Annotated in this window: 22 protein-coding genes and 1 pseudogene; 18 read left to right on the top strand and 5 right to left on the bottom strand. The window is 57.0% G+C overall.

All coding sequences use genetic code 11. From position 1 onward, the window contains the following. The first annotated feature begins 58 nt into the window (after window positions 1–58). The 6 genes from lepA to pdxJ all read left to right on the top strand — a co-directional run bounded on the left by lepA (window position 59) and on the right by pdxJ (window position 6,195). Complete coding sequence (lepA, locus tag Q1W15_RS08820) at window positions 59–1,858, top strand: translation elongation factor 4 (RefSeq protein ID WP_300726495.1); 1,800 nt, start codon at window positions 59–61, stop codon at window positions 1,856–1,858. Window positions 1,859–1,863: 5 nt separating this feature from the next. Beyond that, window positions 1,864–2,718, top strand: a complete 855-nt coding sequence (lepB, locus tag Q1W15_RS08815) for a signal peptidase I (protein ID WP_300726492.1) — start codon at window positions 1,864–1,866, stop codon at window positions 2,716–2,718. 261 nt (window positions 2,719–2,979) lie between these two features. Continuing rightward, complete coding sequence (gene rnc, locus Q1W15_RS08810) at window positions 2,980–3,669, top strand: ribonuclease III (protein ID WP_300726489.1); 690 nt, start codon at window positions 2,980–2,982, stop codon at window positions 3,667–3,669. Then, on the top strand, window positions 3,662–4,564 hold the full coding sequence (era, locus tag Q1W15_RS08805; protein WP_300726486.1) for a GTPase Era: 903 nt from the start codon (window positions 3,662–3,664) through the stop codon (window positions 4,562–4,564). The genes rnc and era overlap by 8 nt, the downstream gene beginning before the upstream one ends. Window positions 4,565–4,711: 147 nt before the next feature. Further along, entirely contained in the window at window positions 4,712–5,401 is a 690-nt protein-coding gene (gene recO, locus Q1W15_RS08800; protein ID WP_300726483.1) for a DNA repair protein RecO, read from the top strand. A gap of 50 nt (window positions 5,402–5,451) precedes the next feature. After that, window positions 5,452–6,195: a pyridoxine 5'-phosphate synthase gene (gene pdxJ, locus Q1W15_RS08795; RefSeq protein ID WP_300726480.1), complete on the top strand. Its 744-nt coding sequence runs from the start codon at window positions 5,452–5,454 to the stop codon at window positions 6,193–6,195. A gap of 279 nt (window positions 6,196–6,474) precedes the next feature. Here pdxJ and mltF read toward each other — a convergent pair whose 3' ends face one another. After that, complete coding sequence (mltF, locus tag Q1W15_RS08790) at window positions 6,475–7,932, bottom strand: membrane-bound lytic murein transglycosylase MltF (RefSeq protein WP_300726477.1); 1,458 nt, start codon at window positions 7,930–7,932, stop codon at window positions 6,475–6,477. Between the two features lie 285 nt (window positions 7,933–8,217). On the opposite strand from mltF, the gene purL reads away from it, so the two are divergent. Together purL and Q1W15_RS08780 are read left to right on the top strand one after the other, a co-directional pair. Next, window positions 8,218–12,114: a phosphoribosylformylglycinamidine synthase gene (gene purL, locus Q1W15_RS08785; RefSeq protein WP_300726470.1), complete on the top strand. Its 3,897-nt coding sequence runs from the start codon at window positions 8,218–8,220 to the stop codon at window positions 12,112–12,114. Between the two features lie 2 nt (window positions 12,115–12,116). Continuing rightward, window positions 12,117–12,428 (top strand): YqfO family protein, encoded by a 312-nt coding sequence (locus Q1W15_RS08780; RefSeq protein ID WP_300726467.1) that lies wholly within the window; start codon window positions 12,117–12,119, stop codon window positions 12,426–12,428. Window positions 12,429–12,501: 73 nt separating this feature from the next. Here the strand turns inward: Q1W15_RS08780 and Q1W15_RS08775 are convergent, their stop codons facing one another. Then, window positions 12,502–13,068, bottom strand: a complete 567-nt coding sequence (locus Q1W15_RS08775) for a L,D-transpeptidase family protein (RefSeq protein WP_300726464.1) — start codon at window positions 13,066–13,068, stop codon at window positions 12,502–12,504. A 35-nt stretch (window positions 13,069–13,103) separates the two neighbouring features. Beyond that, window positions 13,104–13,661: an NUDIX hydrolase gene (locus Q1W15_RS08770; RefSeq protein ID WP_300726461.1), complete on the bottom strand. Its 558-nt coding sequence runs from the start codon at window positions 13,659–13,661 to the stop codon at window positions 13,104–13,106. 146 nt (window positions 13,662–13,807) lie between these two features. Between Q1W15_RS08770 and Q1W15_RS08765 the strand changes: the two genes are divergently transcribed. The 5 genes from Q1W15_RS08765 to purT all read left to right on the top strand — a co-directional run bounded on the left by Q1W15_RS08765 (window position 13,808) and on the right by purT (window position 17,040). After that, window positions 13,808–14,410, top strand: coding sequence for a CoA pyrophosphatase (locus tag Q1W15_RS08765; protein ID WP_300726458.1), 603 nt, complete (start codon window positions 13,808–13,810; stop codon window positions 14,408–14,410). Window positions 14,411–14,451: 41 nt separating this feature from the next. Continuing rightward, on the top strand, window positions 14,452–14,979 hold the full coding sequence (locus tag Q1W15_RS08760; RefSeq protein WP_300726456.1) for a gamma carbonic anhydrase family protein: 528 nt from the start codon (window positions 14,452–14,454) through the stop codon (window positions 14,977–14,979). Further along, complete coding sequence (locus Q1W15_RS08755; RefSeq protein WP_300726453.1) at window positions 14,972–15,181, top strand: DUF1289 domain-containing protein; 210 nt, start codon at window positions 14,972–14,974, stop codon at window positions 15,179–15,181. Before Q1W15_RS08760 ends, Q1W15_RS08755 begins: the two co-directional genes overlap by 8 nt. Before the next feature lie 115 nt (window positions 15,182–15,296). Next, window positions 15,297–15,767 (top strand): VUT family protein, encoded by a 471-nt coding sequence (locus tag Q1W15_RS08750; RefSeq protein ID WP_300726450.1) that lies wholly within the window; start codon window positions 15,297–15,299, stop codon window positions 15,765–15,767. A 91-nt stretch (window positions 15,768–15,858) separates the two neighbouring features. Beyond that, window positions 15,859–17,040 carry a formate-dependent phosphoribosylglycinamide formyltransferase gene (gene purT, locus Q1W15_RS08745; RefSeq protein WP_300726447.1) on the top strand — a complete coding sequence of 394 codons (1,182 nt, stop codon included), beginning with the start codon at window positions 15,859–15,861 and terminating at the stop codon, window positions 17,038–17,040. Window positions 17,041–17,362: 322 nt separating this feature from the next. Here purT and Q1W15_RS08740 read toward each other — a convergent pair. Beyond that, window positions 17,363–18,070: pseudogene (locus tag Q1W15_RS08740) on the bottom strand (transporter associated domain-containing protein); the annotation flags it as partial. A 183-nt stretch (window positions 18,071–18,253) separates the two neighbouring features. After that, window positions 18,254–19,066, bottom strand: a complete 813-nt coding sequence (locus Q1W15_RS08735) for an inner membrane protein YpjD (RefSeq protein ID WP_300726444.1) — start codon at window positions 19,064–19,066, stop codon at window positions 18,254–18,256. Window positions 19,067–19,272: 206 nt separating this feature from the next. On the opposite strand from Q1W15_RS08735, the gene ffh reads away from it, so the two are divergent. The 5 genes from ffh to rplS all read left to right on the top strand — a co-directional run. Next, complete coding sequence (gene ffh / locus Q1W15_RS08730) at window positions 19,273–20,649, top strand: signal recognition particle protein (RefSeq protein ID WP_300726441.1); 1,377 nt, start codon at window positions 19,273–19,275, stop codon at window positions 20,647–20,649. Between the two features lie 249 nt (window positions 20,650–20,898). Then, window positions 20,899–21,150 (top strand): 30S ribosomal protein S16, encoded by a 252-nt coding sequence (rpsP, locus tag Q1W15_RS08725; protein WP_047277364.1) that lies wholly within the window; start codon window positions 20,899–20,901, stop codon window positions 21,148–21,150. A 5-nt stretch (window positions 21,151–21,155) separates the two neighbouring features. Further along, window positions 21,156–21,695 (top strand): ribosome maturation factor RimM, encoded by a 540-nt coding sequence (rimM, locus tag Q1W15_RS08720; protein WP_048363294.1) that lies wholly within the window; start codon window positions 21,156–21,158, stop codon window positions 21,693–21,695. Between the two features lie 2 nt (window positions 21,696–21,697). Continuing rightward, a complete protein-coding gene (gene trmD, locus Q1W15_RS08715; RefSeq protein ID WP_300726423.1) occupies window positions 21,698–22,450 on the top strand; it encodes a tRNA (guanosine(37)-N1)-methyltransferase TrmD in 753 nt (250 codons plus the stop codon). Between the two features lie 45 nt (window positions 22,451–22,495). Beyond that, window positions 22,496–22,755: 50S ribosomal protein L19 (rplS, locus tag Q1W15_RS08710; RefSeq protein ID WP_300726420.1), on the top strand; the 260-nt coding region annotated here is incomplete at its 3' end.

Raw genomic sequence — 22,755 nt, 5'->3', positions numbered from 1 at the left:
AATTCCCGGCTATTTTTCGGCGGGCAGTCTGCCTGCGACTTTTTTTGAGTGTTGACCCGTGAGTGATTTGAGTCATATCCGCAATTTCTCCATCATCGCCCACATTGACCATGGCAAGTCGACGCTGGCCGATCGTTTCATCCAGATGTGCGGCGGTCTGACTGCCCGTGAAATGGAGGCCCAGGTACTGGACTCCATGGACCTCGAGCGTGAGCGCGGGATCACCATCAAAGCCCACAGTGTGACCCTGTATTACACGGCTAAAGACGGTAATACCTATCAGTTGAACTTCATTGATACCCCGGGCCACGTGGATTTCACCTATGAAGTCAGCCGTTCCCTGGCGGCTTGTGAAGGTGCTTTGTTAGTGGTCGATGCGGGGCAGGGCGTTGAAGCCCAGTCCGTAGCCAACTGCTACACGGCCATCGAGCAAGGCCTTGAGGTGATGCCTGTCCTGAACAAGATCGACCTGCCCCAGGCTGATCCGGATCGGGTGAAGGAAGAAATTGAAAAAATCATCGGTATTGATGCCACAGACGCCGTGACCTGTAGCGCCAAGACGGGCCTGGGTGTTGATGAGGTGCTTGAGCGTCTGGTGCATACCATTCCCGCGCCGACCGGCAATATCGAAGACCCGTTGCAAGCGTTGATCATCGATTCCTGGTTCGACAATTATCTGGGTGTTGTGTCCTTGGTTCGCGTGCGCCATGGCCGTGTGAAAAAAGGCGACAAAATCCTGGTTAAATCCACCGGCAAGATCCACCTGGTGGACAGCGTTGGTGTGTTCAACCCCAAGCACACGGCGACAACTGACCTGAAAGCCGGGGAAGTGGGCTTCATCATCGCGGGCATCAAGGATATTCACGGCGCGCCGGTGGGCGACACCCTGACCCTGAGCTCCACTCCGGATGTGGATGTACTGCCCGGCTTCAAACGGATTCAGCCGCAGGTATACGCGGGTTTGTTCCCTGTCAGCTCCGACGACTTTGAAGACTTCCGTGATGCGCTGCAAAAGCTCACCCTGAACGACTCGTCACTGCAATACACGCCGGAAAGCTCCGACGCGTTGGGCTTCGGTTTCCGTTGCGGTTTCCTGGGCATGCTGCACATGGAGATCATCCAGGAGCGCCTGGAGCGCGAGTACGACCTGGACCTGATCACCACGGCACCCACCGTAATTTTTGAACTGTTGCTCAAGACCGGCGAAACGATTTACGTCGATAACCCGTCCAAGCTGCCTGACCTGTCGATGATTGAAGACATGCGCGAGCCGATCGTGCGTGCCAACATTCTTGTGCCTCAAGAGCACTTGGGCAACGTCATTACCTTGTGCATTGAGAAACGCGGTGTTCAGCACGACATGCTGTTCCTGGGTACTCAGGTACAAGTGACTTACGATTTGCCGATGAATGAAGTGGTACTCGACTTCTTTGACCGCCTCAAGTCCACCAGTCGCGGCTATGCTTCGCTTGATTACCATTTTGATCGGTACCAGTCGGCGAATCTGGTCAAGCTCGACGTTCTGATCAATGGTGAGAAGGTTGATGCGCTGGCCTTGATCGTTCACCGCGACAACGCTCACTATAAAGGGCGCGCGCTGACCGAAAAGATGAAAGAACTGATTCCTCGCCAGATGTTTGACGTGGCAATCCAGGCCGCCATTGGCGGTCAGATTGTGGCGCGAACCACTGTCAAGGCACTCCGTAAAAACGTACTGGCCAAATGCTACGGTGGTGACGTTAGCCGTAAGCGCAAGCTGTTGGAAAAGCAGAAAGCCGGTAAAAAACGCATGAAGCAAGTGGGTAACGTGGAGATTCCACAAGAAGCCTTCCTTGCAGTGCTCAGGTTGGATAGCTAGGTCCTATGTCACTAAATTTCCCGCTGTTGCTGGTCATTGCTGTTGCCGTGTGCGGTCTGCTGGCGCTGCTCGATTTGGTTTTCCTGGCTCCGCGCCGGCGTAAGGCCATTGCCCACTATCAAGCCAGCGTTACGCCGGTTGATAGGCAGGTAGTCGAAAAGCTCAACAAAGAACCGTTGCTGGTTGAGTACGGCAAATCGTTCTTTCCGGTGTTGTTCATCGTGCTGGTGTTGCGTTCGTTTCTGGTTGAGCCTTTCCAGATCCCGTCCGGCTCGATGAAACCAACCCTGGATGTTGGCGATTTCATTTTGGTGAACAAGTTTTCATACGGGATCCGCTTGCCGGTGATCGACAAGAAAATTATCGAAGTGGGTGATCCAAAGCGCGGTGATGTGATGGTGTTCCGTTACCCAAGCGATCCTTCGGTCAACTACATCAAGCGTGTAGTGGGCCTGCCGGGTGACAAGGTTCGCTACACCAGCGACAAAAAGCTTTACGTCAACGACCAGTTGGTCGCTGAGCAACTGGTCGGCACCGAGCCAGGAACACTGGGCAGTGCGCAGTTGTACAAAGAGAAGCTGGGTGAGGTCGAGCACATGATCCGCAAGGAAATGAGCCGCTACCGTGCACCGCCTGATAATGAGTGGATGGTTCCGGCCGGGCACTATTTCATGATGGGCGACAACCGCGACAACTCGAACGACAGCCGTTACTGGGATGACCCGAATATTCCCAAAAACGAACTGGGCATGGTCCCCGATGAAAATATTGTCGGCAAGGCTTTTGCTGTCTGGATGAGCTGGCCGGAGCCCAAAATGAGCAACCTGCCTAACTTCTCGCGGGTAGGGCTGATCAAGTAACCAAGACGGCGCTGTTAATAACAGCGCCGAATGCTTTTCAGGCAACCGAATAATGACGGTGCCTGACGATTCTTTCGGCTGACCTACCGCTTCAGGTGCGTCGGTCAACAGTATTCAGGATGTGGATTTGAACAAAGCGTTAAGTGCGACGGCGGCGAACAGCCTGTTCCCTGTCCATTTGCTCTGCGATAAACGAGCATCACTGATCCCTAATATCGGTCCGGTGGTGACATTCGGCCACGAACTCAACGTGGGTAAATCGTGAGTTTTTCTTTAAATCGTTTGGAGCGTCAGCTCGGCTATACCTTCAAGGACCAGGAACTGATGGTTCTGGCTTTGACTCACCGCAGTTTTGCGGGGCGCAATAATGAGCGTCTTGAGTTTCTGGGGGATGCCATCCTCAATTTTGTGGCCGGTGAAGCGCTGTTTGACCGTTTTCCACTGGCCCGTGAAGGTCAGCTGTCGCGTCTGCGTGCACGCCTGGTAAAAGGTGAAACCTTGGCCGTGCTGGCTCGTGGCTTTGAGCTGGGCGAGTACCTGCGGCTAGGTTCGGGTGAGCTGAAAAGTGGCGGCTTTAGACGTGAATCGATCCTCGCTGATGCCCTTGAAGCACTGATTGGGGCCATTTACCTGGACGCCGGTATGGAAGTCGCTCGCGATCGCGTGCTGTCCTGGCTGGCCAGTGAGTTCGAAACCCTGACCCTGGTCGATACCAACAAAGACCCTAAAACCCGCCTGCAAGAATTCTTGCAATCGCGTGCCTGTGAGCTGCCACGTTATGAAGTGGTGGATATCCAGGGCGAGCCGCATTGCCGCACTTTTTTTGTCGAGTGCGAAATTGCCTTATTGAATGAAAAAAGCCGGGGACAGGGCGTGAGCCGTCGCATTGCCGAACAGGTAGCGGCCGCCGCAGCACTGATTGCCCTTGGCGTGGAGAATGGCCATGACTGATTCAACTGCAACACGCTGTGGCTATGTCGCCATTGTTGGTCGACCTAACGTGGGTAAATCCACACTGTTGAACCATATTTTGGGTCAAAAGCTGGCAATCACCTCGCGCAAGCCGCAGACCACCCGCCACAACATGCTGGGCATCAAGACCGAAGGCGACGTGCAAGCGATCTATGTGGATACCCCGGGTATGCACAAAGGTGGTGAAAAAGCCCTGAACCGCTACATGAACAAAACGGCTTCAGCGGCGTTGAAAGACGTGGATGTGGTGATTTTTGTTGTTGATCGCACCAAGTGGACCGACGAAGACCAGATGGTGCTTGAGCGTGTTCAGTATGTAACGGGCCCGCTGATCGTCGCGTTGAACAAGACCGACCGTATCGAAGACAAGGCCGAACTGATGCCGCACCTGAGCTGGCTTCAGGAGCAGTTGCCAAACGCGCAGATCATTCCTATTTCCGCGCAACATGGTCACAACCTCGATGCTCTCGAGCGTGTGATTGCTGAGCACCTGCCGGAAAATGATCACTTCTTCCCGGAAGATCAGATCACCGACCGTAGCAGCCGCTTTCTGGCCGCTGAACTGGTTCGCGAAAAGATCATGCGTCAGATGGGTGCCGAGCTGCCGTACCAGATCACTGTTGAGATCGAAGAGTTCAAGCAGCAGGGCAAGACGCTGCACATCCATGCGTTGATTCTGGTTGAGCGCGACGGTCAGAAGAAAATCATCATTGGCGACAAGGGTGAGCGTATCAAGCGCATCGGCACCGAAGCGCGCAAGGATATGGAGCTGCTGTTCGACTCCAAAATCATGCTGAACCTGTGGGTGAAAGTGAAAGGTGGCTGGTCCGATGACGAGCGCGCCCTGCGTTCGTTGGGCTACGGCGATCTCTAACCGCTGTAATAGCCCAATGGAGTGGGCTTGCTTGTGATGCCATCGGCGCGATCCGGGTTAAAAGATCGCGAGCAAGCTCGCTCCTGCTGAATCAGTGTCGAACCTGTTTTTGCGGGCGGTGTGAACCACCAGAGATACTTGACTCTCATGTCCAGCAAAACCATCGTCCCTCAACTCGCTTATGTCCTGCACAGCCGTCCTTACCGTGAAACCAGTGCGCTGGTGGATTTCATCACGCCGCAAGGGCGCCTGCGTGCGGTGCTGCGCAGCGCTCGGGGCAAGGCGGGTACGTTGGCGCGCCCCTTTGTGCCCCTGGAGGTTGAATTCCATGGTCGCGGTGAGCTGAAAAATGTCGGGCGCATGGAAAGTGCTGGCCTTTCAACCTGGCTCAACGGTGAGGCATTGTTCAGCGGGCTCTATCTCAACGAATTGCTGATTCGTCTGTTACCTGCCGAAGACCCTCACCCGGCCGTATTTGATCATTACGCCGCTACGCTGCTGGCCTTGGCCGAAGGGCGAGCGCTGGAGCCCTTGTTGCGGGCATTCGAGTGGCGTTTGCTGGATGACTTGGGCTACGGTTTTTCGCTGACGCAGGATATCCAGGGTGAGCCAGTCGCCGTGGAGGGCATGTACCGCTTACAGGTGGATGCCGGTCTGGAGCGTATTTACCTCGTGCAGCCCGGGTTGTTTCACGGCGCTGAACTGCAGGCGATGGCCGAGGCCGACTGGAGTGCCGTCGGCGCTTTATCGGCTGCCAAACGGCTGATGCGTCAAGCCCTGGCGGTTCATTTGGCGGGCAAGCCCCTGGCGAGCCGCGAGTTGTTTCGCAAGCCCTGAATAGACCGGTATGCTGTGCGCCGAATCTTCAACTCTTCAGGAGAGCCCACGTGACCCAAAGCAATCGCATTCTTCTTGGCGTGAATATCGATCACGTAGCCACACTGCGTCAGGCGCGCGGCACCCGTTACCCTGACCCTGTCAAGGCGGCGCTGGACGCGGAAGAAGCGGGGGCCGATGGCATCACCGTGCACCTGCGTGAAGACCGCCGCCATATTCAAGAGCGCGATGTGCTGGTGCTCAAGGATGTGCTGCAAACGCGCATGAACTTCGAAATGGGCGTCACCGAAGAGATGATGGCGTTTGCTGAGCGTATTCGCCCGGCGCATGTGTGCCTTGTCCCTGAAACCCGCCAGGAGTTGACCACTGAAGGCGGTCTGGATGTGGCGGGTCAGGAAGCGCGGATTAAGGCCGCGGTCGAGCGTTTGTCCAAAATCGGCTGTGAAGTGTCCCTGTTCATCGATGCGGACGAGCGTCAGATTGAGGCCTCGCGCCGTGTCGGTGCGCCAGCCATCGAGCTGCATACCGGCCGTTATGCCGATGCCCTGACACCGACCGCGGTGGCTGAAGAACTGCAGCGCGTCGCCGAGGGTGTCGCGTTTGGTTTGGGGCAGGGGCTGATCGTTAACGCCGGTCATGGCTTGCACTACCATAACGTCGAGGCAGTGGCGGCGATCAAGGGTATCAACGAGCTGAACATTGGCCATGCATTGGTTGCGCATGCACTGTTTGTCGGCTTCAAGTCGGCAGTTTCTGAGATGAAGGCACTGATTCTGGCGGCTTCAAAAGCGTAAGCCACACCCTGAGCGTGTAGGAGGGGTCGTCCCGTCTTCGGTGCCGCGCTGTCGTTCAGCAGCCCTATTCATTGCTGCGGTAACGCTCACTTAAGGTTCCGGCCTTACACCGCGCTGCTTTGAAAAGCTGTAGCGACCGGACACAGGGTTGGCGGGGTGCCCTTAGATCAAAAGATCACGAGCAAGCTCATTCCCACAAACTCTGCCATCTGTAGGAGCGAGCTTGCTCGCGATCTTGTAAAGCTTAAAAGGTCGCGAGCAAGCTCGCTCCTGCACATCCTACAGTTGTGGTTCTTCTTTGGGCTTGGTTTTGTCTATGCCCGGGATATGCAGCTTGCCGTCAGCGACCTGGTCGCCTTCAAGTTGAGGCTGGGTTGACCACGTCAGGATGTCGTAATACCGACGGATGTTGGCGACAAAGTGCACAGGCTCACCACCACGGGCATAGCCATAACGGGTTTTGCTGTACCACTGCTTTTGCGCAAGGCGAGGCAGCATTTTCTTCACGTCCAGCCATTTGTTAGGGTTCAGGCCTTCTTTCTTCGCCAGCTTGCGGGCATCTTCCAAGTGACCCCCACCAACGTTGTAGGCCGCAAGTGCGAACCAGGTGCGATCAGGTTCGGCAATGTCGCTGTCCAGTTCACTCTTGATCAGCGACAGGTACTTCGCGCCACCGTAAATGCTCTGTTTGGGATCCAGGCGATTGGAGACACCCATTGCCTGTGCCGTGTTCTGGGTCAGCATCATCAGGCCGCGCACGCCCGTTTTGGAGGTAACGGCCGGTTGCCACAACGACTCTTGATAACCCATTGCGGCGAGCAGACGCCAATCGACGCCTTCCTTCTTGGCGGCTTCCTTGAAAAACTTTTCGTACTTGGGCAGGCGCTGTTGCAGGTGCTGGGCAAAGGTATAGGCACCTACATACCCCAACACGTCGACATGGCCGTAATAACGGTCTTTCAGGCGTTGCAACGTGCCATTTTTTTCGACTTTGTCGAGGTATTCGTTGATTTCATTGAGCAGGCTGTTGTCTTCACCTGCGGCGACGGCCCAGCGCTGGCTGCGGGCATCTCCCAGGTCGAAGGCCACGCGTACGTTGGGAAAGTAGACCTGGTTCATGGCGACTTCGTTGGAGTCCACCAATGTCAGATCAATTTGCCCTTCGTCCACCATGCGCAGCAGGTCAACGACCTCGACGGCATCAGATTCGTCGTACTCAATGCCGGGGTATTGCTTCTTGAGTTCCGCAAGTTGGTCCGCATGGCTGCTGCCTTTGAGTACCGTGATTCGCTTGCCTGCCAGGTCTGCCGTCGTAGTGGGGCGGGATTGGCCGTTGCGGTAGATGATCTGGGGTGTGACGTCGAGGTAAGGATGAGAGAACTTGGCTTGCTGCAGGCGCCTGTCGCTGCTGACGAGGCCGGCAGCCGCTAAAACCGGGCCGTCGGGTTGGCTCAGTTGATTGAACATGTCGTCGAGGTTGTCGGCTGTTTCGATCTTCAGCTCGACCCCCAGGTCATCGGCAAAGCGCTTGACCAGCTCGTATTCAAAGCCGGTTTCGCCATTGCGGTCCTCAAAATAGGTCGCCGGGCTGTTGCGGGTAATCACCCGCAGTACACCATCCTCCTTTACACGCTCAAGGGTGCTGGGTTTTTCAACGCAGGCACCGAGCATCAGGAAGAGTCCGGTTGCGAGGAGCCATTTGGCGCAACGCGGGCGGAATGCAGTTAGAGAAAACATCCTTCCAGTATACGCAAAGCAGCGCGGGTGCCATATATCGACAACGCGCAGTCGTTCGGATATCCGCGTTTAATTTCGTTAAAACCCTGGCAGGGTAAGGCTTTGCTCGATGTTTAAAGCGTCGTAAAGCAGGGCTGCGTGCGTGTTGATAGCTATAAAGAATAAGGCCTTGGTCGGTTAGTGGAGCCAGGCGTGCGTCTGGTGTGCCGTTTCGGGTGCTGTTGCCGATGGTTTAGGCTAGAATGCCGGGCCTCAAAGCACACCCCTCCCGAGGCTGTCCCGAAGATGTTGATCCTGCGCGGCGCTCCTGCCCTTTCTGCCTTTCGCCACAGCAAACTCCTGGTACAACTGAACCAAAAGGTTCCGGCTGTCAGTGGTTTGTATGCTGAATTCGCCCACTTTGCCGATGTAACGGGGGAGTTGACCAGCGATGAACAGCAGGTACTGGCTCGTCTCCTGAAGTACGGCCCAAGTGTGCCGGTCCAAGAGCCGACTGGCCGGCTGTTCCTGGTATTGCCGCGTTTTGGCACTATTTCTCCGTGGTCGAGCAAGGCCAGTGACATTGCCCGTAACTGTGGCCTGGCGAACGTTCAGCGCCTGGAACGCGGTATCGCTTTCTATGTGGCGGGACAATTCAGCGAGGCGCAAGCCGAACTGATTGCCTCGGTCCTGCATGACCGCATGACACAAATTGTACTGGGCAACCTTGAGCAGGCCAGTGGCCTGTTCAGTCACGCCGAACCCAAGCCGTTGACTGCAATCGACGTGTTGGGCGGTGGCCGCGCCGCCCTGGAGAAGGCCAACGTTGAATTGGGCCTGGCCCTGGCTGAAGACGAAATCGATTACCTGGTCGATGCGTTCAATGGTCTGGGCCGCAACCCGCACGACATTGAACTGATGATGTTTGCCCAGGCGAACTCCGAGCATTGCCGTCACAAGATCTTCAACGCCAGTTGGGACATCGATGGCCAAAGCCAGGAAAAAAGCCTGTTTGGCATGATCAAGAACACCTACGTGATGCACAGCGAAGGCGTGTTGTCGGCTTACAAGGACAACGCCTCGGTCATCGTCGGCAGCGTAGCGGGGCGTTTTTTCCCGAACCCTGAAACCCGCCAGTACGGCGCGGTGCAGGAGCCGGTGCACATCCTGATGAAAGTCGAGACGCACAACCATCCGACTGCCATTGCCCCGTTCCCTGGGGCCGCGACCGGTTCCGGCGGCGAAATCCGTGACGAGGGCGCGACCGGCCGCGGTGCCAAGCCAAAGGCTGGCCTGACCGGTTTTACCGTGTCCAACCTGCAGATCCCGGGTTTTGAACAGCCGTGGGAAGTGCCTTACGGCAAGCCCGAGCGCATCGTTAATGCGCTGGACATCATGATCGAAGGCCCGCTGGGCGGCGCTGCGTTCAACAACGAATTCGGTCGTCCGGCCCTGACCGGCTATTTCCGTACCTTTGAGCAGTCCATCACCACCCCGCGTGGCGACGAAGTGCGGGGTTATCACAAGCCAATCATGTTGGCGGGTGGTATGGGCAACATTCGCGAAGAACACGTCAAAAAAGGCGAGATTACCGTCGGCTCCAAGCTGATCGTGCTGGGTGGCCCGGCCATGTTGATCGGCCTGGGCGGCGGTGCAGCGTCCTCCATGGCGACCGGCGCAAGCTCGGCAGACCTTGATTTCGCTTCGGTACAGCGCGAAAACCCGGAAATGGAACGCCGTTGCCAGGAAGTTATCGACCGTTGCTGGCAGTTGGGCGACAAAAACCCGATCAGCTTTATTCACGATGTGGGTGCCGGTGGCCTGTCCAACGCCTTCCCTGAGCTGGTGAACGACGGCGAGCGTGGTGGCCGTTTCGAATTGCGCAACATTCCAAACGACGAGCCGGGCATGGCCCCGCACGAAATCTGGAGCAACGAGTCCCAGGAACGTTATGTTCTGGCCGTGGGTGTTGAAGACTTCGAGCGCTTCCAGGCCATCTGTGAGCGTGAGCGCTGCCCGTTTGCGGTGGTTGGCGAAGCCACTGCCGAGCCTCAATTGACTGTCACCGACAGCCATTTCGGTAACAACCCGGTAGACATGCCGCTGGAGGTTCTGCTGGGCAAGGCTCCGCGGATGCACCGTTCGGCTGTGCGTGAGCAAGAGCTGGGCGATGACTTCGACCCGGCGCAACTGAGTATTGCCGAGTGTGTCGAGCGTGTTCTGCACCACCCGGCGGTCGCCAGCAAGAGCTTCCTGATTACCATCGGCGACCGTAGCATCACCGGCCTGGTTGCCCGTGACCAAATGGTCGGCCCGTGGCAAGTGCCTGTGGCTGACGTTGCCGTCACCGCCACCAGCTTCGACGTGTACACCGGTGAAGCGATGGCGATGGGCGAGCGTACACCGCTGGCTCTGCTGGATGCCCCGGCATCGGGCCGCATGGCCATTGGCGAAACCCTGACCAACATCGCCGCGTCGCGGATTGGCAAAATTTCCGACATCAAGTTGTCGGCCAACTGGATGTCGGCCGCGGGCCACCCAGGCGAAGATGCCCGTCTGTACGACACGGTCAAAGCGGTCGGTATGGAGTTGTGCCCTGAGTTGGGCATCACCATCCCGGTAGGCAAAGACTCGATGTCGATGCAAACCCGTTGGAACGATGAGGGTACTGACAAGAGCGTGACCTCGCCGTTGTCGCTGATCGTGACCGGCTTCTCGCCGGTGCTCGATGTTCGCCAGACCCTGACGCCTGAGCTGCGCATGGACAAAGGCCTGACCGATCTGATCCTGATCGACCTGGGCCGCGGTCAAAACCGTATGGGGGCTTCTATCCTGGCGCAAACCTACGGCAAGCTGGGCAAGCTGGCACCGGACGTTGACGACGCTGAAGACCTCAAGGCTTTCTTCGCGGTCATCCAGGGCCTGAACGCCGATGGTCATCTGCTGGCTTATCACGACCGTTCCGATGGTGGTTTGCTGACCAGCGTGATGGAAATGGCCTTCGCCGGTCATTGTGGTCTGAGCCTGAACCTTGATTGCCTGACTGAAAACACCCGTGAAGTCCCGGCCATTCTGTTCAACGAAGAGCTGGGGGCCGTTATCCAGGTTCGCCAGGATTCGACTGCAGGCGTGCTGGCGCAGTTCAGCGCGGCGGGCTTGGGCGACTGTGTGGCTGTTATCGGCCAACCGCTTAACAACAGTGAAATCAGCATCAGCCTGATGGGCGAGACGGTCTTTGAAGGCCAGCGCGGTTTGCTGCAGCGTCAGTGGGCAGAAACCAGCTACCAGATCCAGCGTCTGCGTGACAATGTCGAGTGCGCCGACCAAGAGTTCGACGTGCTGCTGGAAGAAGACAATCCGGGCCTGAATGCCAAGCTCGGTTTTGATGTCAACGACAACATCAGCGCGGCGTACATCAAAAAAGGCATCCGCCCTCAAGTGGCCGTGCTGCGTGAGCAGGGCGTTAATGGTCAGGTAGAAATGGCAGCGGCGTTTGACCGTGCCGGTTTCAATGCCATCGACGTGCACATGAGCGACATTTTGGCCGGCCGTGTCGACCTGAATGAGTTCAAGGGGCTGGTTGCCTGCGGCGGCTTCTCCTACGGTGACGTGTTGGGTGCCGGTGAAGGCTGGGCTAAATCGGCCTTGTTCAATACCCGCGCTCGTGATGCGTTCCAGGGCTTTTTTGAGCGTGCCGACAGCTTCGCGCTGGGCGTGTGCAACGGTTGCCAGATGATGTCCAACCTCAGCGAGCTGATTCCGGGCAGCGAGTTCTGGCCGCACTTTGTGCGTAACCGTTCCGAGCAGTTCGAAGCCCGTGTTGCGATGGTTCAGGTTCAGGAGTCGAACTCGATTTTCCTGCAAGGTATGGCCGGTTCGCGTATGCCAATCGCTATCGCGCACGGGGAAGGTCATGCTGAGTTCGCCAGTGAAGAAGCCTTGCTGCAAGCTGACCAGTCAGGTTGTGTCGCGCTGCGCTTTGTCGACAACCACGGCAAAGTGACTGAGCGCTACCCGGCTAACCCGAACGGTTCGCCGCGCGGGATTACCGGCCTGACCAGCCGTGACGGCCGCGTGACGATCATGATGCCGCACCCTGAGCGGGTGTTCCGCGCCGTGCAGAACTCGTGGCGTCCGGAAGAGTGGAACGAAGATGCGCCTTGGCTGCGCATGTTCCGCAACGCGCGCGTGTGGGTCGACTAAGCATGTACAAGCTCAGCTTTTTCGTACCGCCAAGCCATGTTGAGGTGGTCAAGGACGCTGTATTCGCGGCCGGTGGTGGTCGCATCGGCACTTATGATCACTGCGCCTGGCAGACGATGGGGCAGGGCCAGTTTCGTGCACTGGATGGCAGCCAGCCGTTCATTGGGCAAACCGGCCTGGTCGAATACGTCGGCGAGTGGAGGGTTGAGCTGGTCGTTGCAGACGATCTGATACGCGAGGTGGTGGCTGCGCTCAAGCTCAGCCACCCCTATGAAACCCCCGCGTATGAGGTATGGCAGTTGGCTGACCTTTAGCCACTGGCCAAACAAAAAGCCCGCTGAACCGGTAACGGTCAGCGGGCTTTTTTATGGTTTGCCGGGAAGGCTTTCAGGGGCGGATTTCAATCATCGTGCCGTCTTTGACCAGGTTCCAGACTTCGCGCATTTCGTAGTTTTTCATTGCGATACAGCCATCGGTCCAGTCCAGCGTGTGGAACAGCTCTTCAGGGTTTTCCTCGCTGTCCGGGGTGCCGTGGATCATGATCATGGAGCCCGGGTTCACGCCTTCGCGCCGGGCAGTGGCAGCATCGCTGATGTTAGGGTAGTTAATGTGCATCGCCAGGTTGAATTTGTTGCTTCTCTTGCGCCAGTCGACCCAATAGATGCCCTCGGGCGTGCGTTTGTCGCCCTCACGCATTTTATGCCCCTTGGGTTGTTTGCCCAATGAAATACGGTAGGTCTTGATTGGTTGGCCGTTGCTGATGAGTTCAAGTCGGCGTGTGGACTTGATGACCAAAATTTTGTCGATGCGTTGTCCGGCCTGGACGGTTTTCTGAGTGGAAGCAGGTTTGAGGACCTGATTCTTATCGACGGGTTTGCCGTTCACGGTGATGACAACAGAGGCTTGGCAAGTAACGGCAAAAAACAGGCAGAGGGCAGCGAACAGCCAACGCATGAGAGGGGTATTCCTGAGGTGCAAGGCGGACAACCTTATTGTTGGGGTTTGATCAGGTCGCTCAGCGGCGCTACGGCTTCGCTGCGCACAGGGTAGGTGTCGCTCTGACGGTCAGCGAAAAAGCATTCTAAGGTACGGCTGACTGTGCGAAAAGCCAGTGCTGACCAAGGGATGTCAGCTTCATCGAACAAGCGCACCTCCAGGCTTTCAATGCCAGCGGCGAAATCGGGGCTTTGCAGCCGGGCACGATAGAAAATATGCACCTGGTTGATATGAGGAACATCAATCAGCGTGTAGATTTCCAGGTGCTCGACCTGGGCGCAGGCTTCCTCCAGGGTTTCGCGCTGGGCTGCTTGCTCAACGGTTTCACCGTTTTCCATAAAGCCTGCGGGCAGTGTCCAGTAGCCTTTGCGGGGCTCGATGGCGCGCCGACACAGCAGCACCTGCGTGCCCCAGGTCGGCAAGCAGCCGGCAACAATATTGGGGTTTTGGTAGTGAATGGTCTGGCAATGGTCACAGACATAACGCAGACGAGAATCGTCTTCAGGGATGCGTTGACTGACTGAGTGGCCGCATAGGCTGCAAAATTTCATGCTGTGTTCTCTTGGGGCAGCGGCTATCTTGGCCCTGCGCCCGGTGGACAGCAAGTGTCTCTTTCACGACCTGCGACAGAGTGGGGCTTGGGTGCCCCGTGCAATTTGGTGCATGATGCCCGACAAGTGACGGATCGAGATGACCTATGCTGGACGAGCTGCTTAGCCGTGTAAGTCGCTATACCCCACGGACGTTAAATACCGAACGCCGTTTCCCTGAAGCTGCTGTGTTGCTGCCGGTAACCCGCAGCGACGAACCGGAATTGATTTTGACCCTGCGTGCCAGCGGGCTCTCGACCCATGGTGGCGAAGTAGCCTTTCCGGGTGGGCGGCGGGACCCTGAAGACCCGGACCTGGTGTTTACCGCGCTACGTGAAGCCGAAGAAGAAATAGGCTTGCCGCCCGGCCTTGTCGAAATCGTCGGGCCGCTCAGCCCATTGATTTCATTACACGGCATACAGGTCACACCATACGTGGGCGTGGTTCCGGATTACGTCGAATATTTGGCCAACGATGCCGAGATCGCCGCAGTCTTCAGCGTGCCACTGGATTTTTTCCGCGAGGACCCGCGTGAGCACACTCACCGTATCGACTATCAGGGGCGCAGTTGGTATGTGCCGAGCTACCGCTATGAGGGTTACAAGATCTGGGGATTGACGGCCATCATGATTGTCGAGCTGATGAACCTGCTTTACGACGACCTCAATATTAACCTGCACATCCCGCCTGAACGTTTTACCCAACTCTAGAGCTGTTCCTAGACAGCCATGCCAGCCGTGAGGACTTTCACATGAAATACCGTTTGGGCGATTCAATCGTCGACACTCACCCCGACAGTTGGACAGCCCCCACCGCCACATTGATCGGCAAAGTACGGCTGGAGGAGGGTGCCACTGTCTGGTTCAATGCCGTTCTGCGCGGTGACAACGAACTGATCCTGATCGGCAAGCACAGCAATGTGCAGGATGGAGCGGTGATGCACACCGACATGGGCTACCCGCTCACACTGGGCACGGGCGTAACCATTGGCCATAACGCCATGTTGCACGGCTGTACGGTGGGTGATTACAGCCTGATCGGTATCAATGCCGTGATCCTCAACGGCGCTAAAATCGGCAAGCATTGCATCATCGGAGCCAACGCACTGATCGGTGAAGGCAAAGAAATTCCCGACGGTTCGCTGGTGATGGGGTCGCCGGGCAAAGTGGTACGCGAATTGACCGATGAGCAAAAAAAGCGCCTTGAAGCCAGCGCCGATCACTACGTCAAAAACGGCCAGCGCTATGCCCGTGACCTGGCGGTGCAAGACGATGAATGACGAAGAGCGCCCAGTCGCCTCACCCTGCGTGAATATCTGCGCGCTGGATGACGATGACGTGTGCACCGGTTGCCAGCGAACCGTGGCCGAAATCAGCCGTTGGAGCCGCATGACCAACCTCGAGCGCCGCGCCGTGTTGATGCTGTGTCATGAGCGTGCCAAGTCCAGCGGCGTGATGTGGGTGCTGGGCAGCCAGCCATAACCCCTGTAGGCGCGGTTTTTTGATCTGTTGAACGATCGCGAGCAAGCTCGCGCCTACAAAATCGGGTACGACTCAAGTACCCTGTGCGCCTTATTTAGAGGTGTCGCTCGCTCCCATGCTGTTCCTTATCGCTTATATCGCCAGCGTCGTCTTGATCAACTACGCGTTTTCCTCGGCTCCGCACCTGGACATTATCTGGTCGGCCTGGGGCGGGCTGGTGTTTGTACTGCGTGACATGGTGCAAACCCGCTACGGTCATGGCGCGCTGCTCGCCATGCTGGCGGCGCTGGTGCTGTCTTATGCCACCTCCGACCCTTCGATTGCGCTGGCAAGTGCCACGGCATTTGCCGTGTCCGAATGCATTGACTGGCTGGTGTTCAGCATCACCCGGCGGCCGTTGCACGACCGGCTCTGGATCAGCTCGGCGCTGAGCATCCCCATTGATACCTTTATCTTTTTCGGCATGATCGACGCGTTTACCCCCGGCGTGATCATTACCGCGATGGCTTCAAAATTTGCCGGTGTGACCTGTGTCTGGCTGGCCATGGCCTGGCGGTTGCGCAAAGCCAACCAAGCTAAAGCCTGAGACGCTGGATCATGTAAAATACTGGCCTTTCTTCCCGGCAGGCGCGAGCGTTGCAAGCGCCTTCGATGATTTGCTTCCTTGAGGACCTGAAATGACCCGTATCGGAACTCCACTGTCGCCGACCGCGACCCGCGTATTGCTGTGTGGCTGCGGCGAGTTGGGTAAAGAAGTCGTCATCGAATTGCAGCGTTTGGGCGTTGAGGTGATTGCCGTTGATCGCTATGCCAATGCCCCGGCCATGCAGGTTGCGCACCGCAGCCACGTGATCAACATGTTGGACGGCGCCGCACTGCGTGCCGTCATCGAACTGGAAAAGCCGCACTACATCGTTCCAGAAATCGAAGCCATCGCCACCGCGACACTGGTCGAACTGGAAGCCGAAGGCTTTACCGTGATCCCGACTGCGCGTGCCACGTCGCTGACCATGAACCGGGAAGGCATCCGCCGCCTGGCCGCTGAAGAGCTGGACTTGCCGACCTCGCCGTACCACTTCGCTGACACTTTCGAGGACTACAGCAAAGCGGTCGAAGACCTGGGCTTCCCGTGCGTGGTCAAACCGGTGATGAGTTCGTCGGGCAAAGGCCAGAGTTTGCTGCGCAGCGTTGACGACGTACAGAAGGCGTGGGATTACGCGCAAGAAGGCGGCCGTGCGGGCAAGGGCCGGGTCATCATCGAAGGCTTTATCGATTTTGACTACGAAATTACCTTGCTGACGGTGCGCCATATCGGCGGCACTACATTCTGCGCGCCGGTCGGTCATCGTCAGGAGAAGGGCGATTATCAGGAATCCTGGCAACCACAGGCGATGAGCCCGATTGCCTTGGCTGAGTCCGAGCGCGTGGCCAAAGCAGTCACTGAAGCCTTGGGCGGGCGTGGGTTGTTTGGTGTCGAACTGTTTATCAAAGGCGATCAGGTATGGTTCAGCGAAGTATCACCGCGTCCGCATGATACCGGGCTGGTGACGCTGATTTCTCAGGATTTGTCGCAGTTCGCCCTGCACGCGCGGGCGATTCTGGGGTTGCCGATTCCCTTGATCCGTCAGTTTGGGCCATCGGCTTCGGCGGTGATTCTGGTGGAAGGTCAATCCACCCAGACGGCCTTCGCCAACCTGGGCGCAGCCTTGAGCGAACCGGACACGGCTTTGCGCCTGTTCGGCAAGCCAGAGGTCAATGGCCAGCGCCGTATGGGCGTCGCCCTGGCCCGTGACGAGTCGATTGAAGCGGCCCGCGCAAAAGCCACTCGCGCCGCTCAAGCGGTTGTTGTAGAGCTGTAACCCGTGTAGGAGGGGCCGCCCCGTCTTCGACGTCGCGCTGTCGCGCCGAGAACTGGGGGCCCTTTTAGATCAAAAGCACGACGTATTTCACGCGGGTAGGAGCGAGCTTGCTCGCGATCTGTTGATCTTTAAAAGCGGTGCCGCCCCGTCTTTGGCCCATCCATTACTGCGGTCACGGCCACTTAAGGTTGTGGTCTTACGCCGTGTCACTTTGAAAAGCTGTACAGACCGGATACATGGTTGACACGTGTGCGGGGACTGGGTGGACACATTATCAGCCGTAGTCCGGTTTGTTCGACTGTAAGAAGGCCTTACGCAGCGTTTAAGCCCCAGGCTTGACGCTGTTGTGCCAGATCAGCACACGGCTGACACGGTTTTCTTCTGTCTCGAGGATTTCCAGCCGGTACGGGCCAATTTTCAGGCAAACCGTAGTTTCCGGAATGGTTTCCAGGGCTTCGGTGACAAGCCCGTTGAGGGTTTTGGGGCCATCGCTGGGCAGGTGCCAGCTCAGGACCTTGTTGAGTTCGCGGATTGAAGCTGCACCCTCAATCACGAAGCGCCCATCCGGTTGAGGGGTGATGTGCGGGTGATCGATGATTTGCTCGTTCTCAAACTCGCCCACGATTTCTTCAAGGATATCTTCAAGCGTCACAATGCCGAGCACTTCCCCGTATTCATCCACGACCACGCCCAGACGGCGCTGCTGCTTATGGAAATTCAGCAGTTGCAGTTGCAACGGGGTGCTTTCGGGGACGAAGTACGGTTCATGGCAGACTGCCAATAGCGCCTCTTTAGTCAGGCTGGCGTCCGGTAGTAAATGCTGGATGTGGCGAGTGTTGAGGATGGCTTCGACTTGATTGATATCATTATGAAACACCGGCAGACGCGTGCGTTCGGTCTGGCGCAGTTGCTCGATCAGGTCTTCGATGGGGTCGTCAAGGTTAAGGCCTTCAACCTCGCTGCGCGGGATCAGGATATCGTTAACCGTGATGTTATCCAGGGCGCGGATGCCGGACAGCAGGTGCGGGCGGGTACTGGGTTGCTCGTCATCCTGACCGCCAGCCTCATTGCGAGGCGGTTGGGCTTCGACGCGTTGAACGATTGCGCCACGCTTGCGCACGCAAAAACCGGCAAGAAACCCCGCGCCTGCAATCAAAAGTGCCAATACCGCCAGTATCGGCCCGGGAGGCAAGCTATCCATAATCATCGACCGTCAGATATGCAGAATGTATTCACGAACCAGTTTGCTGCCGAAGTAGGCCAGCATCAGCAGGCAGAACCCTGCAAACGTCCAGCGAATGGCTTTGTGCCCACGCCAGCCCAAGTGATAGCGCCCCAGCAGCAGTACGCTGAACACCACCCATGCCAGGCAAGCAAGCAAGGTCTTGTGCACCAAGTGCTGTGCAAACAGGTTGCCCAGGAACAGCCAGCCTGAGATCAGTGACAGCGACAGCAGTGACCAGCCTGCCCAGAGGAAGCCGAACAGCAGGCTTTCCATGGTTTGCAAGGGCGGGAAATTCTTGATCAGGCCTTTAGGGTGTTTGTGCTTGAGTTGGTAGTTCTGCAGCGACAGCAACAAGGCTTGGAACACGGCGATCGTGAACATGCCGTAGGCCAGAATCGACAGCAGGATATGAACAAGAATACCGGGTTCTTCATTAATCACCTGAACCGTACCGGGGGGTGCGAACTCGGAGAGCAGCACCGTGAGTACGCCCAGGGGAAATAGCAGTAGCAACAGGTTCTCGACCGGAATACGGGCGCATGCCACAAGCGTCACAGTGATCACGGCTACGGCAATCAGGCTGGCGGCGCTGAAGAAGTCCAGCTCAAGCCCGGCCGGGGTCAGCAAATGGGTGAACAGGCTGGCGGCATGGGCAATGACGGCAAGAATGCCGAGCGTGACCAGCAGGCGTTTGTTCGCCTTGGTGCCCTGGCGTAGGCATGTGCCTTGATAAACGGTCGCAGCGGCGTATAAGCAGGCGGCGGCGAGGCTGGGTAGCAGGCTGGGTGACAAGGTGAGCATAAATCCTGTTAGGCGGGCCTCAAAGGACTGAGTTTGGCATACAACCGCCCGTGCACGAAAGCCACATAAGCCGACGGTAAGGTGTCCGTGGCTGCCAGTCTTCGCTATAATCCGCCACCTGCCCACGCCGCAGGCTCGCTGAGCATCAGTTTTACACGGGCTGGGCGCATTAACCCCGGTCTACTTTGGGCCTGAAAGGATCGCGCATGTTTGAAAATTTAACCGATCGTCTCTCGCAGACGCTGCGCCATGTCACCGGCAAGGCCAAGCTGACCGAAGACAATATCAAAGACACCCTGCGTGAAGTGCGCATGGCGTTGCTGGAAGCCGACGTGGCTTTGCCCGTGGTCAAAGACTTCGTCAACGCGGTCAAAGAGCGCGCTGTCGGCACTGAAGTGTCGCGCAGCCTGACGCCGGGCCAGGCGTTCGTGAAGATTGTCCAGGCTGAACTCGAAAGCCTGATGGGTGCTGCCAACGAGGACCTGGTCCTTAATGTCACGCCACCAGCTGTCGTCTTGATGGCCGGTTTGCAGGGTGCCGGTAAAACCACCACGGCGGGTAAACTGGCGCGCTTCCTTAAAGAGCGCAAAAAGAAGACCGTGATGGTGGTCTCTGCCGACGTTTACCGTCCGGCGGCGATCAAGCAGTTGGAAACCCTGGCGGGTGAAGTGGGTGTGACCTTCTTCCCGTCCGACCTCAGCCAGAAGCCGGTGGACATTGCGCGAGCAGCCATTGCGGAAGCCAAGCTGAAGTTCATTGATGTTGTCATCCTCGATACCGCCGGTCGTCTGCACATCGACGCCGAAATGATGGCCGAAATCCAGGCGTTGCACGCGGCCGTCAAACCGGCTGAGACCCTGTTTGTGGTCGATGCCATGACCGGCCAGGATGCCGCCAACACGGCTAAGGCTTTTGGCGATGCGCTGCCGCTCACTGGCGTGATCCTGACCAAGGTCGACGGCGATGCGCGTGGAGGTGCAGCACTGTCCGTACGCTCGATCACCGGCAAGCCGATCAAGTTCATCGGCATGGGTGAGAAGAGCGATGCGCTGGAACCCTTTCACCCGGATCGTATTGCCTCGCGAATCCTGGGCATGGGCGACGTGCTTAGCCTTATCGAGCAGGCTGAGCAGACGCTCGACAAAGACAAAGCCGACAAACTGGCCAAAAAGCTCAAAAAGGGCAAAGGCTTCGATCTCGAAGACTTCCGCGACCAGTTGCAGCAAATGAAGAACATGGGTGGCCTTGGCGGTCTCATGGACAAACTGCCGAACATGGGTGGTGTCAACCTGGCGCAAATGGGCAACGCCCAAGGCGCGGCAGAAAAGCAGTTCAAACAAATGGAAGCCATCATCAACTCCATGACACCGGCCGAGCGCCGTGACCCTGACATGATCAGCGGTTCGCGCAAGCGTCGTATTGCCATGGGTTCCGGCACTCAGGTGCAGGACATCGGCCGTTTGATCAAGCAGCACAAACAGATGCAAAAGATGATGAAAAAGTTTTCCACCAAAGGCGGCATGGCCAAAATGATGCGTGGCATGGGGTCCATGATGCCTGGCGGCGGCATGCCGAAAATGTAAATTACCTGCCCGGGCGCTTGCGCCCAGGCACCTCGCAGTGATGCGAGACACCCGGCAAACCCGCGTTTTGCGGGAGCTGACCTGTCGCCATTCGTGGCGGCCTTATAGCAAATCTTGATGTAGCGTCGATAGGCGCCAGAAAAAGACATTTGCAAAAGTCCGGATATTCCTTAGAATATGCGGCCTTTCGGGCACCTACGCCCGCTGTGCATTTAGATTTGCAGCACCGACTACAGGAAAGATCTACACATGCTAACAATCCGTCTTGCCCTTGGCGGCTCCAAAAAGCGCCCGTTTTACCACTTGACCGTTACCGATAGCCGTAACCCACGTGACGGTTCCCACAAGGAACAAATTGGCTTCTTCAACCCGGTTGCCCGTGGTCAGGAAGTTCGTTTCTCCGTTAAAGAAGACCGTCTCGCTTACTGGTTGAGCGTTGGCGCACAAATGTCTGAGCGCGTTGCTCAGCTTGTGAAAGTTAATGCCAAGGCCGCGGCCTGAGCAATATGAGCGTGACGCCTGAAACTGCTGATGATTTGATCGTTATCGGCAAAATCTACTCGATTCACGGCGTACGCGGCGAAGTGAAGGTTTATTCCTTTACGGATCCAATTGATAACCTGTTGGACTACAAAAAGCTGACGCTTCGGCGCGGTAATGATGTACGACAGGCAGAGCTGGTCAGTGGCCGTTCTCATAACGGCAAGTTTCTGGTTGTAAAGCTCAAGGGGCTTGATGACCGCGATGAAGCAGGTCTTCTTCGCGAATTCGAAATCTGCGTGCCGCGTAACCTGTTTCCTGAACTGACCGACGGCGAGTACTACTGGTACCAGCTGCAGGGACTGAAAGTGACCAACCTTGAAGGGCAATTGCTCGGAAAGATTGTTGACCTGATGGAAACTGGCTCGAACGATGTCATGGAAGTCAAACCTTGCCCAGGTAGCCTGGATGATCGCGATCGCTTGTTGCCCTACACAGAGCAATGCGTGCTGAGCGTCGACCTTGCCGCTGGCGAGATGAAGGTGGATTGGGATGCGGACTTCTAAGCGTGGCTAAATTGCGCGTAGAAGTGATCAGTTTGTTTCCCGAAATGTTTTCCGCCATCAGCGACTACGGCATCACTAGTCGTGCGGTGAAACAAGGGCTCTTGCAGCTGACTTGTTGGAACCCGCGAGACTACACAACGGATCGACATCACACTGTGGACGATCGCCCATTTGGCGGTGGTCCGGGCATGGTGATGAAGATCAAGCCTCTGGAAGATGCACTGGTTCAGGCCAGAGAAGCAGCCGGAGAGGCGGCGAAGGTGATTTACCTGTCGCCCCAAGGCCGTCAACTGAATCAGTCGGCGGTACGCGAGCTGGCGAATGAGGAAGCATTAATCCTTATTGCAGGTCGCTATGAAGGCATTGACGAGCGTTTTATAGATGCTTATGTCGATGAAGAGTGGTCGATTGGTGACTATGTACTCTCTGGTGGCGAGCTACCGGCGATGGTTCTGATTGATGCGGTTACACGACTGCTGCCCGGAGCTTTAGGGCATGCGGACTCTGCGGAGGAAGATTCCTTCACGGATGTTCTGCTGGATTGCCCGCACTACACCCGACCGGAGGTGTATGCGGATCAGCGTGTTCCCGACGTATTGCTTAGTGGCAATCATGCACATATCCGGCGTTGGCGTTTACAGCAGTCCCTTGGGCGGACCTATGAACGACGCGCCGATCTTCTGGAAAGCCGCTCGCTTTCTGGAGAAGAGAAGAAGCTGCTCGAGGAATACATCCTCGCGCGGGACGATAGTTAACAACGTATCGATGGTAGATCAGACGATCTACCTTAGGAGCACAGCATGACTAACAAAATCATCCTTGCACTCGAAGCAGAGCAGATGACTAAAGAGATCCCTCCTTTTGCCCCGGGCGACACCATCGTCGTTCAGGTGAAAGTGAAGGAAGGCGATCGTTCGCGTCTGCAAGCTTTCGAAGGTGTAGTGATTGCCAAGCGTAACCGTGGCGTGAACAGTGCTTTCACTGTTCGTAAAATCTCCAACGGTGTTGGCGTAGAGCGTACTTTCCAGACCTACAGCCCGCAAATCGACAGCATGGCTGT

This window comes from Pseudomonas sp. (assembly GCF_030150285.1).
In the GTDB taxonomy this organism is placed as follows: domain Bacteria; phylum Pseudomonadota; class Gammaproteobacteria; order Pseudomonadales; family Pseudomonadaceae; genus Aquipseudomonas.
This window is presented reverse-complemented; position numbering and strand designations above follow the sequence as displayed.

Bases quoted from the DNA above. Each gene is read 5' to 3' on its own strand.
- lepB (WP_300726492.1), top strand. From the start codon at position 1,864: ATGTCACTAAATTTCCCGCTGTTGCTGGTCATTGCTGTTGCCGTGTGC.
- era (WP_300726486.1), top strand. From the start codon at position 3,662: ATGACTGATTCAACTGCAACACGCTGTGGCTATGTCGCCATTGTTGGT.
- recO (WP_300726483.1), top strand. From the start codon at position 4,712: ATGTCCAGCAAAACCATCGTCCCTCAACTCGCTTATGTCCTGCACAGC.
- mltF (WP_300726477.1), bottom strand. From the start codon at position 7,932: ATGTTTTCTCTAACTGCATTCCGCCCGCGTTGCGCCAAATGGCTCCTC.
- purL (WP_300726470.1), top strand. From the start codon at position 8,218: ATGTTGATCCTGCGCGGCGCTCCTGCCCTTTCTGCCTTTCGCCACAGC.
- Q1W15_RS08780 (WP_300726467.1), top strand. From the start codon at position 12,117: ATGTACAAGCTCAGCTTTTTCGTACCGCCAAGCCATGTTGAGGTGGTC.
- Q1W15_RS08775 (WP_300726464.1), bottom strand. From the start codon at position 13,068: ATGCGTTGGCTGTTCGCTGCCCTCTGCCTGTTTTTTGCCGTTACTTGC.
- Q1W15_RS08770 (WP_300726461.1), bottom strand. From the start codon at position 13,661: ATGAAATTTTGCAGCCTATGCGGCCACTCAGTCAGTCAACGCATCCCT.
- Q1W15_RS08765 (WP_300726458.1), top strand. From the start codon at position 13,808: ATGCTGGACGAGCTGCTTAGCCGTGTAAGTCGCTATACCCCACGGACG.
- Q1W15_RS08760 (WP_300726456.1), top strand. From the start codon at position 14,452: ATGAAATACCGTTTGGGCGATTCAATCGTCGACACTCACCCCGACAGT.
- Q1W15_RS08755 (WP_300726453.1), top strand. From the start codon at position 14,972: ATGAATGACGAAGAGCGCCCAGTCGCCTCACCCTGCGTGAATATCTGC.
- Q1W15_RS08750 (WP_300726450.1), top strand. From the start codon at position 15,297: ATGCTGTTCCTTATCGCTTATATCGCCAGCGTCGTCTTGATCAACTAC.
- purT (WP_300726447.1), top strand. From the start codon at position 15,859: ATGACCCGTATCGGAACTCCACTGTCGCCGACCGCGACCCGCGTATTG.
- Q1W15_RS08735 (WP_300726444.1), bottom strand. From the start codon at position 19,066: ATGCTCACCTTGTCACCCAGCCTGCTACCCAGCCTCGCCGCCGCCTGC.
- ffh (WP_300726441.1), top strand. From the start codon at position 19,273: ATGTTTGAAAATTTAACCGATCGTCTCTCGCAGACGCTGCGCCATGTC.
- rpsP (WP_047277364.1), top strand. From the start codon at position 20,899: ATGCTAACAATCCGTCTTGCCCTTGGCGGCTCCAAAAAGCGCCCGTTT.
- rimM (WP_048363294.1), top strand. From the start codon at position 21,156: ATGAGCGTGACGCCTGAAACTGCTGATGATTTGATCGTTATCGGCAAA.